The sequence below is a fragment of the Blastococcus sp. SYSU DS0510 genome, assembly GCF_054050835.1.
This window is the reverse complement of record NZ_JBJHAC010000026.1, coordinates 1-16,488: the sequence shown is the minus strand read 5'-3', so window position 1 is coordinate 16,488 and position 16,488 is coordinate 1. Positions and strand designations below refer to the sequence as shown.

The 16,488-nt window shown below is 76.1% G+C and carries 12 protein-coding genes; 6 read left to right on the top strand and 6 right to left on the bottom strand.

Annotation, left to right across the window (positions count from 1 at the left end):
* Positions 1 to 60 precede the first annotated feature (60 nt).
* From ACI79P_RS18365 to ACI79P_RS18355, 3 genes are all read right to left on the bottom strand, one after another.
* On the bottom strand, positions 61 to 1,503 hold the full coding sequence (locus ACI79P_RS18365; RefSeq protein WP_456582504.1) for a M20/M25/M40 family metallo-hydrolase: 1,443 nt from the start codon (positions 1,501 to 1,503) through the stop codon (positions 61 to 63).
* Complete coding sequence (locus ACI79P_RS18360; RefSeq protein WP_456582503.1) at positions 1,500 to 2,984, bottom strand: MFS transporter; 1,485 nt, start codon at positions 2,982 to 2,984, stop codon at positions 1,500 to 1,502. Before ACI79P_RS18360 ends, ACI79P_RS18365 begins: the two co-directional genes overlap by 4 nt.
* Positions 2,985 to 3,110: 126 nt before the next feature.
* On the bottom strand, positions 3,111 to 4,337 hold the full coding sequence (locus tag ACI79P_RS18355; RefSeq protein ID WP_456582502.1) for an arginine deiminase: 1,227 nt from the start codon (positions 4,335 to 4,337) through the stop codon (positions 3,111 to 3,113).
* A 118-nt stretch (positions 4,338 to 4,455) separates the two neighbouring features.
* Between ACI79P_RS18355 and ACI79P_RS18350 the strand changes: the two genes are divergently transcribed.
* Positions 4,456 to 5,223, top strand: a complete 768-nt coding sequence (locus ACI79P_RS18350) for an SDR family oxidoreductase (protein WP_456582501.1) — start codon at positions 4,456 to 4,458, stop codon at positions 5,221 to 5,223.
* Positions 5,224 to 5,363: 140 nt separating this feature from the next.
* On the opposite strand, the gene ACI79P_RS18345 is transcribed toward ACI79P_RS18350, so the two are convergent.
* Positions 5,364 to 8,681, bottom strand: a complete 3,318-nt coding sequence (locus tag ACI79P_RS18345) for a BTAD domain-containing putative transcriptional regulator (RefSeq protein ID WP_456582500.1) — start codon at positions 8,679 to 8,681, stop codon at positions 5,364 to 5,366.
* Between the two features lie 203 nt (positions 8,682 to 8,884).
* Between ACI79P_RS18345 and ACI79P_RS18340 the strand changes: the two genes are divergently transcribed.
* Positions 8,885 to 10,333 carry an FAD-binding oxidoreductase gene (locus ACI79P_RS18340; RefSeq protein ID WP_456582499.1) on the top strand — a complete coding sequence of 483 codons (1,449 nt, stop codon included), beginning with the start codon at positions 8,885 to 8,887 and terminating at the stop codon, positions 10,331 to 10,333.
* A gap of 158 nt (positions 10,334 to 10,491) precedes the next feature.
* On the opposite strand, the gene ACI79P_RS18335 is transcribed toward ACI79P_RS18340, so the two are convergent.
* Positions 10,492 to 12,144 carry an FAD-binding oxidoreductase gene (locus tag ACI79P_RS18335; protein ID WP_456582498.1) on the bottom strand — a complete coding sequence of 551 codons (1,653 nt, stop codon included), beginning with the start codon at positions 12,142 to 12,144 and terminating at the stop codon, positions 10,492 to 10,494.
* A gap of 38 nt (positions 12,145 to 12,182) precedes the next feature.
* Here ACI79P_RS18335 and ACI79P_RS18330 point away from each other — a divergent pair, with 38 nt between their 5' ends.
* A complete protein-coding gene (locus ACI79P_RS18330) occupies positions 12,183 to 13,685 on the top strand; it encodes a glycerol-3-phosphate dehydrogenase/oxidase (protein ID WP_456582497.1) in 1,503 nt (500 codons plus the stop codon).
* A 152-nt stretch (positions 13,686 to 13,837) separates the two neighbouring features.
* Positions 13,838 to 14,632: a methyltransferase domain-containing protein gene (locus ACI79P_RS18325; protein WP_456582496.1), complete on the top strand. Its 795-nt coding sequence runs from the start codon at positions 13,838 to 13,840 to the stop codon at positions 14,630 to 14,632.
* A gap of 47 nt (positions 14,633 to 14,679) precedes the next feature.
* On the opposite strand, the gene ACI79P_RS18320 is transcribed toward ACI79P_RS18325, so the two are convergent.
* Positions 14,680 to 15,432, bottom strand: a complete 753-nt coding sequence (locus tag ACI79P_RS18320; RefSeq protein WP_456582495.1) for a MerR family transcriptional regulator — start codon at positions 15,430 to 15,432, stop codon at positions 14,680 to 14,682.
* 79 nt (positions 15,433 to 15,511) lie between these two features.
* Between ACI79P_RS18320 and ACI79P_RS18315 the strand changes: the two genes are divergently transcribed.
* Together ACI79P_RS18315 and ACI79P_RS18310 are read left to right on the top strand one after the other, a co-directional pair.
* The gene (locus ACI79P_RS18315) at positions 15,512 to 16,213 is read left to right on the top strand and encodes a class I SAM-dependent methyltransferase (RefSeq protein WP_456582494.1); all 702 of its coding nucleotides are present in this window, start codon (positions 15,512 to 15,514) and stop codon (positions 16,211 to 16,213) included.
* Between the two features lie 103 nt (positions 16,214 to 16,316).
* On the top strand, positions 16,317 to 16,488 hold a 172-nt coding region (locus ACI79P_RS18310; RefSeq protein WP_456581648.1), incomplete at its 3' end, for a helix-turn-helix domain-containing protein.

Here is a 16,488-nt window from a genome sequence, read left to right as displayed (position 1 = left end):
CCCGGCGGCTCCGCCTCTGCCCACCCGGTGTGGGGAGAGGCGGAGCTCCCGGGGAGCGGCTCAGAGGTGGCGGACCAGGTGGCGGAAGAAGCCCGCACCCCGGTGCAGGGCGGCGACCGAGATGCGCTCGTCGGCCGCGTGCAGCGCCGACAGCTCCTCCCGGCTCAGGTCGAAGGGCATGAAGCGGTACACGCTGTCGCAGATCTGGCTGAAGTGCCGGGCATCGCTGGCCTGCACCATCACGTACGGCGCCACGACGGCCTCGGGGTAGGTCGCGCGCGCGGCCGCGCCGATCAGCGCGAACGCCTCGTTGTCGGCCCGTGAGACCGGTGACGGGTCGTTGCCCGACACGACCCGGACCTCCACCGTCGGGTCGTCGATCACGCGGTGCAGCCGCTCCACCGTCGACTGCACGCTCTCGCCCAGCGCGATCCGGATGTTCAGGTGCGCCAGGGCCCGGGTGGCCAGCACGTTGGAGGCCCGGCTGCCCTCGAGGCGGGTGACGGCGACCGTCGTCCGCACCATCGCACCCGCCTCCCGGCCGGCCCGGGCCAGCACGGACGCCAGCACCGGCCGCAGCTGGGCGGCGTGCGCGAACAGCGCGCGGTGGCCGAGCGGGGCCCGCCGGCCGACGGCGTCGATCATGCCGAGGACGACGTCGTGCAGCCGGGCGGGGAACGGGTCGGCCTCCAGGGCGAGGATCGCCTTCGCCAGCCGCGCCGGTGCGCCGCCCGGGGCCGGGGAGGAGGCGTGCCCGCCGGCGTCGGTGGTGACGAGCTCGACGTCCAGCAGGCCCTTCTCCGCCAGCCCGACGACGGCGACCTGCCCCGGGACGCCGGGGAACATCCCGCTCACCACCGCGCCGCCCTCGTCGACGACCGCCCAGGGCCGGATGCCGCGGGAGGTGAACGCCTCGACGGCCAGCCGGGCGCCGACGCCGGCGACCTCCTCGTCGTCGCCGAACGAGAGGTAGACGTCGCGCCGGGGCGTGAAGCCTTCGGCGACCAGCGCCTCGACGGCCTCGAGGATCGCGACCATCGTGCCCTTGTCGTCGATCGCGCCGCGGCCGTGCACGCAGCCGTCCTCGACCAGCCCGGAGAACGGGTCGCGGGTCCACTCCTGGCCGGCGACCGGGACGACGTCGTAGTGCGCCATGAGCACCAGCGGCGGCTCGTCCGTGCTGCCCCGCCAGCGGTAGAGCAGCGCGCCGACCCCGAGCACCTCGCGTTCCAGGGCCTCGTGGGTGCGCGGGTACAGCTCGGCGAGCCGGGCGCGGTAGGCCTCGAACGCCGCGGCGTCCACCTGGTCGGCGTCCCGGGAGGAGATCGTCGGGATGCGGATCAGCTCGGCGAGCCGCTGCGCCGCGGCGTCGGCGTCCAGACCGGTCAGGTCGACCGGTGGGACCGGCTGCTCCACCGGCCGGAAGCGGGCGACCCGCCGGGCGGTCGTGGTGGCGGCCGCGGCGGCGGCTCCGGTCGCGGCCAGGGCCAGCGCGCGCCTCATGCTCGGGACTCCTCGGCGGGATCGGGGACGGACGGGTCGGAGAAGGCCAGCTTCGGGACGACGAGCAGCGCCAGCGCGGCCAGCAGCGCCGCCGAGCCGCAGACGACCCACACGGTGATGTATCCCGACAGCGATCCGGCGGTGCCGGCCGACCCGTCGGGCAGGAGCGGCACGTTCGAGGCCAGCGCGAGGGCGAAGGTCGCGGAGGCGAACGACCCGCCGAGCACCTTGGTCGTGTTCGTCAGGCCGGTGGCCACCGCCGTGCGGCCGACCGGGGCCGCGGCTGCGGCGGCCGCCGGCAGGGCCGCGACCAGCGCACCGGAGCCCAGCCCGGCGATCGCGATGCAGGTGAGCATCTGGGCGAGCGTGTCGTGGAAGGGCACGAGGAGCAGGTAGCCGGTGCCGGTGAGGGTGGCTGCCCCGATCAGCGTGCGCCGGGGCGTGGTCAGCCGGCTGACCCGCGAGAACTGGCTCGCGCCGACCAGCATGGAGATCACGTAGGCGCCGATGACGACCGACACCTCGCTGGTGGAGAGGCCCAGCCCGTAGCCGTACACCTCCGGGTCGGTGCGCGCGTACGTCGACAGCGGGCCCTGGGCGCCGAGCACGCTGATGCCGAAGAGCCCGGCGGTGAGCTGCACCGGCCACATCGAGGAGCTGCGCAGCACCCGGAAGTCGACCAGCGGGTCGTCCTGGCGCAGCTCGTAGAGCACGAACGGGACCAGCAGCAGCAGCCCGAGCGCGGTCACCGCCCACGGCCAGAGCGCGTCCTCGTTGCGGCGGACGAAGCTCAGGCCGCCGGTGATGACCAGCAGCACGAGGCTCAGCACCGCGGCGCCGGTCGTGTCGATGCTGCCGCCGGTGCGGTCCTGGCTCTCCGGCACGCGCAGGGCGACGACGACGCAGACGCCGACGACCAGGACCAGCGGCGCCATGAGCACCAGCCAGAACGAGTCGGCGAGGCTCTGCCCGATCTGCCCGCCGGTGAGCGCCCCCACGATCGCGCCGGCCTGCAGGGCGGCGACGATCAGCCCGGTCGCGCGGCGGGTCTGGCTCGCCGCGCCGGGGGTCCGGCGGGACCGGTCCCAGATGAGCGCCACCTGCAGCGGCAGCCAGACGACGTACATGCCCTGCAGCGCCCAGGCGACGAGGAACAGCGGGAAGCTCTGCGCGAAGGCCAGCACGACGGTGGAGAGCGCGACGACGACGGAGGACCAGAGGAGCACCCGCCGGTGCCCGTGCAGGTCACCGAGCTTGGCCAGCACCGGAACCGCGATCGCCGAGAGCATGAGCTGGGCGGCCTCGAGCCAGTTGACGTCGGCGTCGTTGACCCCGAGGTAGCGGGCGATGTCGGTCAGCAGCGGGACGTAGTAGCCCTGCAGCACGCCGCTGGTGAACTCGACGAAGACCAGGTAGCCGACGAGCCCGCCGCCGATCCCCGCGATCCGGCCGGTCCGCCGTGCCGTCCCCGTGCCTGCCACCGCACCGTCCCTCCGCCGAGCGCCGGGCCGGCGCAGGAAGTTGGCAGCGTAGTGGCCTGGATCACCGGTGTGGCTCGTCGGAGCGGGAGGTCCCCCGGTCGTAGCCCGCCGCTCGCCGCGAAGGGCTCAGAGCGGGGCGCGGGAGACCGGGCAGGACATGCAGCGCGGGCCGCCGCGGCCGCTGCCGAGCTCCGAGCCCGCGATGCGCACGACCTCGATGCCGGCCGCCTCGAGCGCGGCGTTGGTGACCGTGTTGCGCTCGTAGGCCACCGTCAGCCGCGGGGCCAGGGCGAGGGTGTTGTTGCCGTCGTCCCACTGCTCCCGCTCGGCGGTCACCGGGTCCAGGCCGGTGTCGATCACTCGCAGCTTGTCGATGCCCATCGCGTGCGCCGCCGCCGCCACGAACGGCTCCGGGCCGCTGACGACGAGGTCGGTCGTGTCGGCGTCGTCGGCGGGGCAGCCGTCGGGCGCCGTGACCGTCCAGGCGGCCAGCGAGTCGGCCACCGCCGGGTACATCACCATCGCGTCGACGTCGACCATGGTGGCGATCGTGTCCAGGTGCATGGTGGCCCGCTCCTGGGCGATGGGGACGACGAGCACCGTGTGCGCCAGCCCGCGGGCGAAGACCCGCCGCGCCAGCCGCTCGGCACCACCGGGCGTCGTCCGCTCGCCCACGCCGACGGCGACCACGCCCTCGGCCAGGAGCAGCACGTCCCCGCCCTCCAGGTGCTCGAGCCCCGGCGAGTACAGCTGCCCGGACCCGGCGAAGCGGGGGTGGTGGGTGTAGATGGCGGCGGTGATGGTGCTCTCCCGGTGCCGCGCGGGCATGGCCAGGGAGGTCACCGCCACCTCGCCGCCGATCCACACCGACGAGTCGCGGGTGAACAGCAGGTTCGGCAGCGGGGGCACCACGAAGTCCGAGCGGTCCATGATCTGGTAGGCCAGCCCGTGGCCGCGCAGCTCGTCGTGCGCCAGGCCCGCGATGAGCGCCGTCGCCAGGTCGTCCGGGGAGAGCCCCGTCAGGTGGCGGGTGGCGTCGCGCTGCAGGGTCGCGCCCAGCCGCGGGTCGTCGACGGCGGCACCGATCAGGTCGGACCGCGCGGCGGGTACCGCGAGCACCTCGGCCAGCAACGTGGCCAGGTGCAGCACCTCGACGCCGCGGTCGCTGAGCGCCTGGGCGAAGGCGTCGTGCTCGTCCTGGGCGCGGGTCACCCACGGGACGCCGTCGAAGAGGAGCTGGTCGTTGTTCCGCGGCGTGAGCCGGCGCAGCTCGGGGCCGGGGCGGTGCAGCATCACGGTGCGCAGCGGGCCGACCTCGCTCGTGGCCCCCGGGGTCGCGGCGGGTTCGATCATGACCGCCAGGCTGGCACAGGTCGGCGAGGACGGCGTCGTGGAGGAGCGTGCGGACCGCCTCGTTAGGGTGCGGGGTCGGTGCCGATGACGGCGCCGCGACGCCGAACCGGAGGTACCCGTGGACCTGTTCGACCTGACCGGCAAGGTGGCTGTGGTCACCGGGGGCACCCGCGGCATCGGCCTGATGATGGCCCGGGGCCTGCTGCAGGCGGGGGCGAAGGTCTACATCAGCTCACGGAAGGCCGAGGCCGGGGACGCCGCGGCGGCGGAGCTCGCCGAGTTCGGCACCGTCGTCTCCACCCCGGCCGACCTCTCCACCGAGGCCGAGTGCATCCGCCTGGCCGAGGAGGTGGGCCGGCACGAGGAGCGGGTGCACGTCCTGGTGAACAACGCCGGCGCCACCTGGGGCGAGCCGCTGGAGACCTTCCCCGAGTCTGCCTGGGACAAGCTGCTCGACCTGAACCTGAAGTCGCCCTTCTTCCTCACCCGCGCGTTCCTGCCCAGGCTCCGGGCCGCGGCGGCCGAGGGCGACCCGGCGCGCATCGTCAACGTCGGCAGCATCGACGGCCTGCACGTCAACCCGATGCCGACCTACTCCTACGCCGCGAGCAAGGCCGGGCTGCACCAGCTCACCCGCGTGCTGGCCAAGGAGCTCGGGCCCCAGGGCATCACCGTCAACGCCGTCGCGCCCGGGCCGTTCGAGTCGAAGATGATGGCCGCCACGCTGGACGCCTTCGGGTCCGAGATCGCGGCCAAGTCGCCGCTGGGCCGCATCGGGCGCCCCGACGACATGGCCGGCGTCGTCGTCTACCTCTCCTCGCGGGCGGGCGCCTACGTCACCGGCGCGGTCATCCCGGTCGACGGCGGCATCGCCACCACCGCCTGAGCCGCACCCCGCGATGATCAGGTGACCTGATCATCGAGCGTCCTCCCTCACTGCAGACGGTGAGGGAGGACGCGCCACGGCGAGGGAGGACGGCGTCTCCGGGCTGGGACTGCCGGGGGGCCGGGACCCCGCGTCCGGGGTCAGGCGGGGGTCGGCTCGGCCGCGACCCGGCGCAGGTGGGACTCGGCCAGCGCCACCTGGTGCGGTGAGCCGACCAGCGCGCCCTGCTCCCGGGCCGCCGTCCACCACCGCCGCGCGCCGTCCTGGTCGGCCAGCCGCTCGGCGATCCGGCCCAGCAGCTCGTCGTAGGCGCCGAGCGTGAGCGCCGGCGTCCCGAGCACCGCCTGCCGGCCGCGGTAGGGGAGCAGCGACTCCGCCGCCGACGCCCAGTCCCGCTCGTCCCCCAGCCACAGCGAGCTCTCGGCCTGCAGGTACAGGGCGACGTCGCTGGCCCAGTCGCGCACCAGCGTGCGGCCCCAGCGCGCGCGCAGCCGGCGGGCCTCGGCCAGGTCGCCCGATTCGGCCGCGGCCAGCACCGCCATCTCCTGCAGCAGCGGGTTGCCCTCGTCCCCGGTCTCGACCAGCAGCGGCAGCGTCTCGCCCTGGCGGTGGTCGGCCCGCCGCAGGGTGAACTGGTGCGCCGCGTAGGCGTGCCGCGCGTGGGGGGTGACCCGCCGGAAGAGCTCGTAGGCCTCGGTGGTGAGCTCCTCCGCGCGGGCGGCGTTGCCGCGCAGCCAGGCCAGCCCGCCGGCCTGCCACAGCACGTGCGGGCGCACCTCCGGCCCGCTCAGCGACACCGCCAGCCGCCGGGCCTGGGCGTGATCGGCCTCGAACCCGGCCAGGTCGCCGAGGTGCAGCCGGATCGCCGCCCGGTGCAGGTGCGCCAGGAACTCGGTGCGCCGCGGCAGCCCGCGACCGGCCAGCTCCAACGACTCGTCGGCCGCCGCCAGCCGCAGCTCGGCGGCGCCCGGACGCCCCCACACCGCCAGGCTCAGGTTGTTCAGCGTCCGGCCCAGCAGCTCCGGGTCGCCGATCCGCCGCGCCATCGCGACCGCCTGCCCGGCGGCCCGCACCCCGCGGTCGTCGGGGCCGAACGCCAGCTCGACACCGAGGGTGCCCAGCAACCGGGCGGTGGTCGGGTCGTCGCCGTCCCCGCGCTCGGCGAGCAGGTCCTCCAGGACGGCGACCATGTCCTCGTCGACCACCCCGTGCGGCCGCCAGTTCCACAGCGTGACGCTGCCCCAGACCGCCGCCGCCTCGGCGAGGCACTCCCGGTCGTCGAGCTGGCGGGCCAGGCCGATCGCCTCGGCCACCACCTCGCGCGCCTCGGTCAGCTGGCCGCTGCGGAGCAGGTCGTTGCCCAGGGCGGTGAGCAGGTCGTGCCGGGTGCGCGCCGCGTCCGGCGCCTCCGGGTCGAGCAGCTGCAGCGCCCGCCGGCCGTGCGCGGCGGCCTCGCCGTGGGCCAGCCGGGCCCGCGCGGCGCGGGCGGCCGCCCCCAGGTAGAGCAGCGCCGGGCCGGGCCCGACCACGGGGAGCGCCTCGACGAAGTGGTGGGTGAGCCGTTCCACGAGCCCGTCGTCCGTGGACGTCGTGAGCCGCCGTTCGAGCGCCTCGCCGACGCGGGCGTGCAGCCGCGCCCGCCGCACCGCGGGCAGGTCGCCGGCCAGCACCTCCTGCACGAGCGCGTGGGCGAACCGCCAGCTCCACGGCCGCCCGCCCTCGACCACCAGGCCGACGGCGAGGGCGGAGTCCATCGCCGTGAGCGCGTCGTCCACGGCGACGCCGGCCGCCTCCAGGAGGCCCAGGGACACCTCGCGGCCGACGACGGCGGCCAGCTCGAGCACCTCGCGGGCGCCCGCGGGCAGCCGGGCGAGCCGGGTGCGCAGCACCTCCCCGACCGACGGCGGGACCGGGACGACGTCCAGGTGGAGGTCGTGGGCGCCGACCATCCAGCGCGACAGCTCGACGACGAAGAACGGGTTGCCGCCGGTGCGGTCGTGCACGGTGGCGGCCAGCGCGCGGTCGCCCGGGGAGCCCAGCTGGGCGGTCAGGAGCGCGGCGACGTCGTCGGCGTCCAGCCCGCGCAGCCGCAGGCAGGTGGCGGCGGGCTCGCGGGCCAGCCGGGCCAGGCAGTCCGCGACGGCCTCGGGCAGCGGCTCGCCGACGGTCCGCGCGGTGACGACCAGCAGCACCGGCGCTCGGGGGAGGTGGCGGGCGAGCAGGCCGAGCAGCTGCACCGACGTGGTGTCGGCGCCCTGCAGGTCCTCGAGGACGACGAGCGCCGGGTGGGATGCCGCGGCGGTCAGCCGGGCGCGCAGGTCCTGGAACAGCCGGAAGCGCGCTGCGTCGGCGTCGTCCCCGGCCGCCTCGTCGGGGACCAGCTCCGGCTGGCCCAGCTGCTCGAGCACCTGCGTCCACGGCCACAGGGGCGGCGCACCCGTGTCGTCGGCGCAGCGGCTCCACGCCACCGGCCACCCCAGCAGCCGGGCACCGTCGGCGACCGTCTCGGCGAGCCGGGTCTTCCCGATGCCCGCCTCCCCCTCGAGGACGACGACGGCGGACCGCCCGCCGGCCACCTGCTCGGCGACCGCGCGCACCTGGTCGAGCTCCGCCCGGCGGCCGACCAGCGCGTCCACCGAGGCGCTCGGCGCAGGCGCGGGAGCCGGCGGCAGGACGGGGCGGGGCAGCCGCTCCAGCAGGCGCGGGTCCTGCCGCAGCACGGCCTGCTCCAGGTCGCGCAGCTCCGGCCCGGGGTCGATGCCCAGCTCGTCGCGCAACAGGTCGGCGCACCGGCGGCAGGCGTCCAGCGCCTCCGCCTGCCGGTCGGCGGCGTACAGGGCGGTGACGAGACGGGCCCACAACCGCTCGCGGAGGGGGTGCTCGGACACCAGGTGCTGCAGGTCGGGGACGGCGGCCTCCGGGCGGCCGACCGCGAGCAGCGCGTCGCAGCGCCGTTCGCGGGCGCGCACGTGCAGCTCGGTGAGCCGGAGCCGGTCGCTCGCGGCCGCGGGCAGGTCGCCCAGCTCGGCCAGCGGTTCCCCGCGCCAGAGGCCCAGCGCCTCGTCCAGCAGCGCCACGCCGCGCGCGGGTGCGCCGGCGGTCACCGCGCGGTCGCCCTCCTCGATCAGCCGGGCGAAGCGGAGCAGGTCGAGGTCGTCGACCTCGACCTGCAGCAGGTAGCCCGGTGGGCGGGTGATCAGCACGGTCGGCGCCTCGCGCGGGCCGCGGCCCGGTTCCAGCACCCGCCGCAGGTGCGAGACGTAGGCCTGGAGGGTGCCGGTGACCGTCGGGGGCGGCTCCTCGCCCCAGAGCGTGCTCACGATGCGGTCGATGCCGACGACCCGGCCGGCATCCGCCAGGAGCAGGGTCAGCAGCGCCCGGGGCTTGGCCCCGCCCACGTCGGCGGGGCTGCCGTCGGGGCCGGAGACCTCGAGCGGCCCCAGGACTCGGAAGCGCACGCCGCAGGATGCTCCCAGCGCGGCGCCCCCGGGGGCACCCCTTTTCGCGCGGTGGACCTGCAGCGGGCCGCAAGGTGCTCCTGCAAGTCGGCTCCAAGCTCGCGGCAAGCGAGGCCGCGCACGCTTCCGCCGTCCCGAGAAGCCGCGGCCCGACCGCGGTGCCCCACCCGCGGTCACCACCGCGGCAGCGAAGAGGAATCCGCATGTCCCTCACCGAGCTCCCCCGCGAGCCCGAGCAGCCCGTCGCCCTCCTGGACGCCGACGCCGTGAACGCCCTCGTACCGCCGTTCCCCGCGGCGGACGTCGACGTGCTCCGCGGCCTCGTCCACGGTCCCGTCTACGCCGCCGGTGACGACGGGCTGGCCGCCGAGGTGGCCACCTGGAACGTCGCGATACAGCACACGCCGTCGATCGCGGTCGGCGCCACCTGCGCCGCCGACGTCGCCGCCGCCGTCTCCTGGGCCGTCGCCCGTGGTCTGCGCGTCGCCGTCCAGGCCACCGGCCACGGTCCGGTGCGCAACGCCGCCGGTTCCATGATGATCACCACCCGCCGCATGCAGGGGCTGTTCATCGACCCCGAGCGGCGGACCGTCCGCGTCGAGGCCGGGGTGAAGTGGAAGCGGCTCATGGAGTCCGCCGCCGAGTTCGGCCTGGCGGGGTTGTGCGGGTCGTCGTCCGACGTCGGGGTGATCGGCTACACGCTGGGCGGCGGCGTGGGCTCCCTCGGCCGCACGCACGGGTTCGCCGCCGACCACGTCCGGGCGGTGGAGATCGTGACCGCCGACGGGCGGCAGCGCACCCTCTCCGCCGACTCCGAGCCCGAGCTCTTCTGGGCGGTCCGCGGCGGCAAGGGCAACTTCGGCGTCGTCACCGCCCTGGAGATGGACCTGATCCCGCTGACCGGCCTGTACGCCGGCGGGGTCTTCTTCGCCGGTGAGGACATGGCCGCCGTCCTGCACGCCTTCGGCCGCTGGTCACGCGAGCTGCCCGAGGAGGTCGGCACCTCGATCGCGATAGTCCGGCTGCCCGACATGGAGTTCCTCCCGCCGCCGCTGCGTGGGCAGACCGCCGTCCACCTCCGCTACGCCTACTGCGGCACCGACTTCGACGCGGGCCAGCGGCTGGTCGAGCCGATGATGCGGGCCGGCCGGATCCTGCTCGGCTTCATCGGGCCGATGCGGACCGACGAGATGGACTCCATCCACATGGACCCGGTCGACCCCGTGCCGGCGTGGGAGAAGGGGCAGCTGCTCACCGAGCTGACCGACGACGGCATCGACGCCCTGCTGGCCGTGGCCGGCCCGCAGGCGGAGATCCCGCTCATGATGGTCGAGCTGCGCAAGCTCGGCGGGGCCTTCGCCCGCGCGCCGAAGGTGCCCAACGCGGTGGCCGGCCGCGACGGGGGTTTCTTGATGCTGACCGTCGGGCCGGGCGTGCCCGAGCTGGCCGAGATCGTGCCCGCCGTCGGGCGGGGCGTGCTCGGGGCGATGGCGCCGTGGCGGGCCGCCGGGTGCCTGACCAACTTCCTGGGTGACGTCTCCGGCCCCGGGGAGGTGGCCGCGGCCTACCCGCCCGGGGTCTACCAGCGGCTGGCCGAGGTGAAGGCGGCGGTCGACCCGGAGCGCGTCTTCTCCTTCGGCCACGCCTTCTGAGAGATCGCCCCGGCGTCACGGGCCCCTGACCCCGGCCCTCCCGGCGCCGCGCCGGCCTCGCGTCGATCAGGTGACCTGATCATGAAGCGTCCTCCCTCACCGCACACCGTGAGGGAGGACGCTCGACGATCAGGGCACCTGATCATGGCGCGGGGCGATCAGTCGGGGAGGAGGACGCCGGGGTTGCAGATGCCGCGGGGGTCCAGCCGCTCCTTCACCGCCCGCAGCACCTCGACGCCGAGCGACCCCACCTCGCGCTCCAGCCACGGCCGGTGGTCGGCGCCGACGGCGTGGTGGTGGGTGAGCGTCCCGCCCGCGGCCAGCAGCGCGTCGGTCGCCGCCCGCTTGGCCGACAGCCACTGCTGGATGGGCAGCGCGTCGTCGCGGTCGGCCAGCACGGTGAAGTAGAGCGAGGCGCCCGTGGCGTAGCCGTGCGAGACGTGGGCCATGACCAGCGGCCGGTGCCCGCCGCGGGCCAGCGACTCCTGCAGCGCCCGGCGGGTGGTGTCGTACACGGTGGGCAGCGCCGTCCAGGTGGCCGCGGTCTCCAGCGTCTCCACCAGCAGACCGCCGTCCATGAGGCGGTCGCGCAGGTAGGGCGCCTCGAACCGGTGCCGGCGCCACGTATCACCCACCCGGCGGCCGAGCCGCACCGCACCGCCGTCGCGCAGCAGCGCCGCGGCGGCGCGCGTCCGGGCGTGCACCAGGTCGGGCACCCCCTCCCAGCCCACGACGAGCAGGCACCCCTCGCCGTGGCCCCGGGCCCGCAGCCCGCCCCGCAGCGCCCGCGCGCCGGTGCCGGCGGCCATGAGCAGGTTGGCCTTCGTCTCGTCGGCGTCGGAGAGCCGGACGACGTCGGGGAGCAGGTCGTGGCGGGCGAGCAGCTGGAGCGCGGCCAGCCCGGCCGCCCAGGTGCGGAACGACCAGCCCTCGTAGGAGCTGGCCGAGGGCTTGGGCCGCACCCGCAGCGTCAGCTCGGTGATCACGCCGAGCGTCCCCTCCGAGCCCAGCGCCAGGCCGAGCAGGTCGGGCCCGGCGGCCGAGGCCGGGGGGTGGCCGAGCTGGAGCACCCCCGAGGGCGTCGCCAGGGTGAGCCCCGCGACGAGCTCGTCGAAGCGGCCGACCCCCGTCGAGGTCTGGCCCGCCGACCGCGTCGCGGCGTACCCGCCGAGCGTGGCGAACTCCCAGCTCTGCGGCAGGTGGCCGAAGGTCAGCCCCTCGCGGGCGAGGGCCTGCTCCAGGGCCGGCCCGCGCATGCCAGGGCCCACCGTGACCAGCGACGACGGCACGTCGAGGGCCTGCACCGACGCCATGCGGGAGAGGTCGACGGCGAGGGTCGGGCGGTCGTCGGCGTCCACGCCGGCCAGCCCGCCGACGACGCTGGTGCCGCCGCCGAACGGAACGACGACGATGCCGCGCTCGCTGCACAGCGCCAGCAGTGCGGCGGTCTCCTGGGTGGTGCCCGGGAGCACGACCCCGTCCGGCGCGTCGGAGGCGTCGCCCTCCCGCCGGCGCAGCAGGTCCAGGTAGCTCTTGCCGCCGGCCCGGCGCAGCCGCGCGTCGCGGTCGGTGCGCACGTGGTCTTCGCCCAGCAGGCCGGCCAGGGCCGCGCGGTCCTCCTCGGGCAGCCGGCAGGGCGCCAGGCGGATCTCGTCCACGGCGGCGGGCGGCGTGTACCGGGGCTCCCAGCCCAGCTCGCGGGTCAGGTAGCGGCGCGCGGCCTTGGTCAGGGCGCCGTCGGGGCTCTCGTCCCCCGGGGTGGCGGGGCGCGGGCCCCAGCCCTGGATCGTCAGTTCCGGCTGCTCGGGCACGGCTACAGTCTGCCGGTGCCGCAGCGCTGGGGGACCGGGTGATCGGCTCCCTCTCACCCGAGCGCCGCGCCCGCGACCTGGCCGCCGTCGCCGGGGCCGCCGTGGACGTGGTGGTCGTCGGTGGCGGGGTGACCGGCGCCGGGGTGGCCCTGGACGCCGCCTCGCGCGGCCTCTCGGTGCTGCTGTGCGAGCGCACCGACCTGGCAGCGGGCACCAGCCGGTGGTCCTCGAAGCTCGTGCACGGCGGCCTGCGGTACCTGGCCCACGGCGAGCTCGGGCTGGCGCGGGAGAGCGCCCGCGAGCGCGCCGTCCTCATGGGGGCGACGGCGCCGCACCTGGTGCGCCCGCTGCCCTTCCTGGTCCCCGACGCCGCCGGCCGCGACGTCACCGCGCTCGCGGAGCTGGGCGGTCGGCTCGGCGACGCGGTGCGGCTCTCGGTGCCCGGCGGCCGGCGCTCGCTGCCCGCGACCCGGCGGGTGGACGCCTCCGACGTCGGCCGGCTGGTGCCCGCGGTGCGCCCCGGCGGTGGCGGCGTCGTCTTCTGGGACGGGCAGCTGACCGACGACGCGAGGCTCGTCGTCGCCCTGGCCCGGACGGCGGCCGCCCACGGCGCGCGGGTGCTCACCGGCGCGACCGTCACCGCCGTCGACGGCGCGGACGTCCACGTGACCACCGACGAGGGCCCGCTCACCGTGCGGGCGGGGGTGGTGGTGAACGCCGCCGGGGTGTGGGCGCAGCGGCTCGCGCCCCGCATCCGGCTGGTGCCCTCGCGCGGCTCCCACCTCGTCGTGCCGGGCGTGCGGCTGGGTTCGCCGTCGGCCGCGCTCACCGTGCCGCTGCCGGGGTCCCGCTCGCGGTACGTCTTCGCGCTGCCGCAGCCCGACGGCCTGGTCTACCTCGGGCTCACCGACGAGCCGGTCGAGGGGCCGGTCCCCGACGACGACGCGGCACCGTCCGACGCCGAGGTGCAGCAGCTGCTCGACACCGTGAACCAGCTGCTCGCCGAGCCGCTCACCCGCGCCGACCTGGTGGGCGCCTACTCCGGCTACCGGCCGCTGGTCCTGCCCGAGTCGGCGGGCACGGGGCCGGGTGGCGCCACCGCCGACCTCTCCCGCCGGCACCTGCTCGCGTGGGACGGACCGGTTCTCTCCGTCGTCGGCGGGAAGCTGACCACCTACCGGGCGATGGCCGAGGAGGCCGTGGACGCCGTCGTGACGCGGCTGGGGCGGGGGGCGGCGCGGTCGGCCACCGCGCGGCTCGCGCTCGCCGGGGCGGCGCCGCGGGTGGCCCTGGACCGGGTGCCCGCACCGGCGCGGCTGGTCGCCCGGTACGGCACCGAGGCGCCCGCGGTGGAGGCGCTCGGACCGGCGCTGGTCGTCGCCGGGCGGCCGGAGACGGTGGGGGAGCTGCGCTTCGCGGTCCGGCACGAGGGCGCGCGCACGGTGGCCGACCTGCTCGACCGCCGCACCCGCATCGGGCTGGTGCCCGCAGACAGGGAGCGGGCGGTGCCGGTGGCCGAGCAGGTCCTCGCCGAGGGCTGACCCCGCCCGCCGGGATCAGGTTCCCTGATCATGGCGCGTCCTCCCGCACGGTGGGCGCTGAGGGAGGACGCGCTGCGGCGGGGGAGGACGACGGGATCTCACCACTCGGGATGCCGGTTCCACGGTGCGGGACGCCGGGCCACACTGCGGCCGTGGACACCTACACGCACGGGCACGCCGAGCCGGTCCTCCAGTCGCACCGGTGGCGCACCGCCGAGAACTCCGCCGCTCACCTGCTGCCCGCGCTGCGCCCGGGGCTCGACCTGCTCGACGTCGGGTGCGGGCCCGGCACGATCACCGTCGACCTCGCCGCCCGCGTGGCGCCCGGCCGCGTGCTCGGGCTCGATCTCTCGGCGGACCCGCTCGACGAGGCGCGGACCGCTGCCGACCGCGCCGGCGTCGAGGTCACCTTCGCCGTCGGCGACGTCTACGCCCTCGACCTGCCCGACGCCTCGTTCGACGTCGTCCACGCCCACCAGGTGCTGCAGCACCTCACCGCCCCGGTGGCCGCGCTGCGGGAGATGGCGCGGGTCTGCCGGCCGGGCGGGCTGGTCGCCGTCCGGGACGTCGACTACGCGGCCACCACCTGGTTCCCCGCCGACGAGGGGCTCGACCGGTGGCTGGCGCTCTACCAGCAGGTGGCCCGCCGCAACCGCGCCGAGCCCGACGCCGGGCGCCGGCTGCTGGCCTGGGCGCACGCGGCGGGGCTCCGGGACGTGACGGCCTCCACCTCGGCGTGGTGCTACGCCTCCCCGGCCGAGCGGCGGTGGTGGGGCGGCTCGTGGGCGGGGCGGGCGACGGCGTCGTCCTTCGCCGAGCAGGCGGTGGCCTACGGCCTGGCGACGCCGGGCGACCTCCAGGGCATCGCCGATGCATGGCTGCGCTGGGCCGACGCCGACGACGGCTGGCTCGGCATGCTGCACGGGGAGCTGCTGATCCGGGTGTGACCACGCGGGATCGCCGATCTCGCCGGCCGGCCACTGGTGCAGGGCGGTCACCCCTGGCGGGCGGCGTTGGCCTGGACGGCGGTGCTGACGTACTGCGCCAGGCCGGGCGCGCGCTGGTCGTAGTGGGCGGTGAACCGCTCGTCCTCGACGTACATCCGGCCCAGGCCGGCGTGCATCTCGGGCGGGCAGTCGTAGTAGTTCCGGCTGATCTGCTGCCGGTGCTCCTCCGCGAGGTCCATCGCCCGATCCGAGTCGGCCGGGACGCCGGTCTGCAGCGCGGCGGCGAAGCGGGCCTCGAGGTCCTCGCCCTCGGCCAAGATCTGCAGCCAGTCCTCCTTGGAGTACGCCGCGGTCCGGCGCTTCGTCTGCGCGTAGGCCTCCGTCTCGCCCCAGCGCTCCTCGACCTCGGCCTCGTACTGCTCGGGGTCGTGCTCGCCGAACACCTCGAACCGCTCCTCCGGGGTCAGTCCGATTCCCATGGCTCTCGCCTCCATCTCCTTCTCGACGGCCGCGACCATCGCCTGCGTCCGTTCCAGCCGGTCCCGCAGCAGCCGGTGCTGCCGGCGCAGGTGCTCGGCGGGGTCGGCGGACGGGTCGTCCAGCAGGGCCGCGACCTCCTCGAGGGGGAACCCGAGCTCGCGGTAGACCAGCACCTGGTGCAGCCGGTCGAGGTCGGCCGGCGCGTACTGCCGGTAGCCGGCCGACGTCCGCCCGGACGGCCGTAGCAGGCCGATCTGGTCGTAGTGGTGCAGCGTGCGCACCGTGACGCCGGCCATCGCGGCGACCTCGCCCACGTTCATCGGATCCCTCCGTTCACCTGACGAGGAGAAGGCAACAGCCTGACGTCGCGTCAGGGTCAAGCACGTCTATGGTCGCCCGGTGAGCGGGGGAGCGGAGAGCTGGGGCGCGGCGCTGCACGAGGCCGTGCTCGACGCCACCGCGGTGACCGCCGGCACCCGCCTGCTCGACCTGGGTTGCGGCGCCGGCGAGCTTGCCCGGCGCGCGGCCGGCCGGGGCGCCCGCGTGACCGGCGTCGACACCGATCCGGACGCCGTCGCGGAGGCGGCCGCCGCCGTCCCGGGCGGGACGTTCCTCGTGCGGCACGCGCAGGACCCGCCGCCCGGGTCGTTCGACGTCGTCACCGCCGTCCAGCTGCTGATGCACGTCGCCGACCCGGTCGCGGTGCTGCACCGGGCCGGGCGCGCGGGCGGGGTCGTCGCCGCGACGGTGTGGGGCCGGGACCGGGAGTGCGACCTGCGGGTGCTGCAGGAGGCGCTGGCGCCGGGCCGGCCCCGCCGCGGGCCGGCGGTGAGCGAGCCGGCCCGGCTGCGGGCGATGGCCGAGCGGGCGGGGCTGGCGGTCGAGCGGCTCGACGAGGTGGTCGTGCCCTTCGACTACGCCGGCGCCGACGAGCTGGTCGGGCCGCTCATGGCCACCCCGCTCGCCCGCTCGGCCGTGCGGCGGACCGAGCCGGAGGCGCTGCGCGACACGGTGCTGGAGCACCTCGAGCCCTACCGCACCGGTGACGGCGGCTACCGGCTGCACAACCTCTTCCGGGTGCTGGTGGCGCGGCAGGTCTAGGTGTACCCGGCCAGGACGTTGGTGACGGCGGCCGGACTTGAACGCAGGAGAACCTCCGAGTGGGGTGTGGCTTCCTAAGGCCCACATCCGCCCGGAGGTTCTCGTGTCCCACGGTAATGCCCGCACCACGTTCCACGGCCGGAAACTCATCGTCCAGCGGTGGCAGAACGGGTGGAAGAAGGCGCACATCGCGGCGGCGATGGGGCTCTCGCGCAAGTGCGTGCGGACCTGGGTCACCCGCTTCCAGGACGAGGGCGAGGCCGGGTTGGTCGACC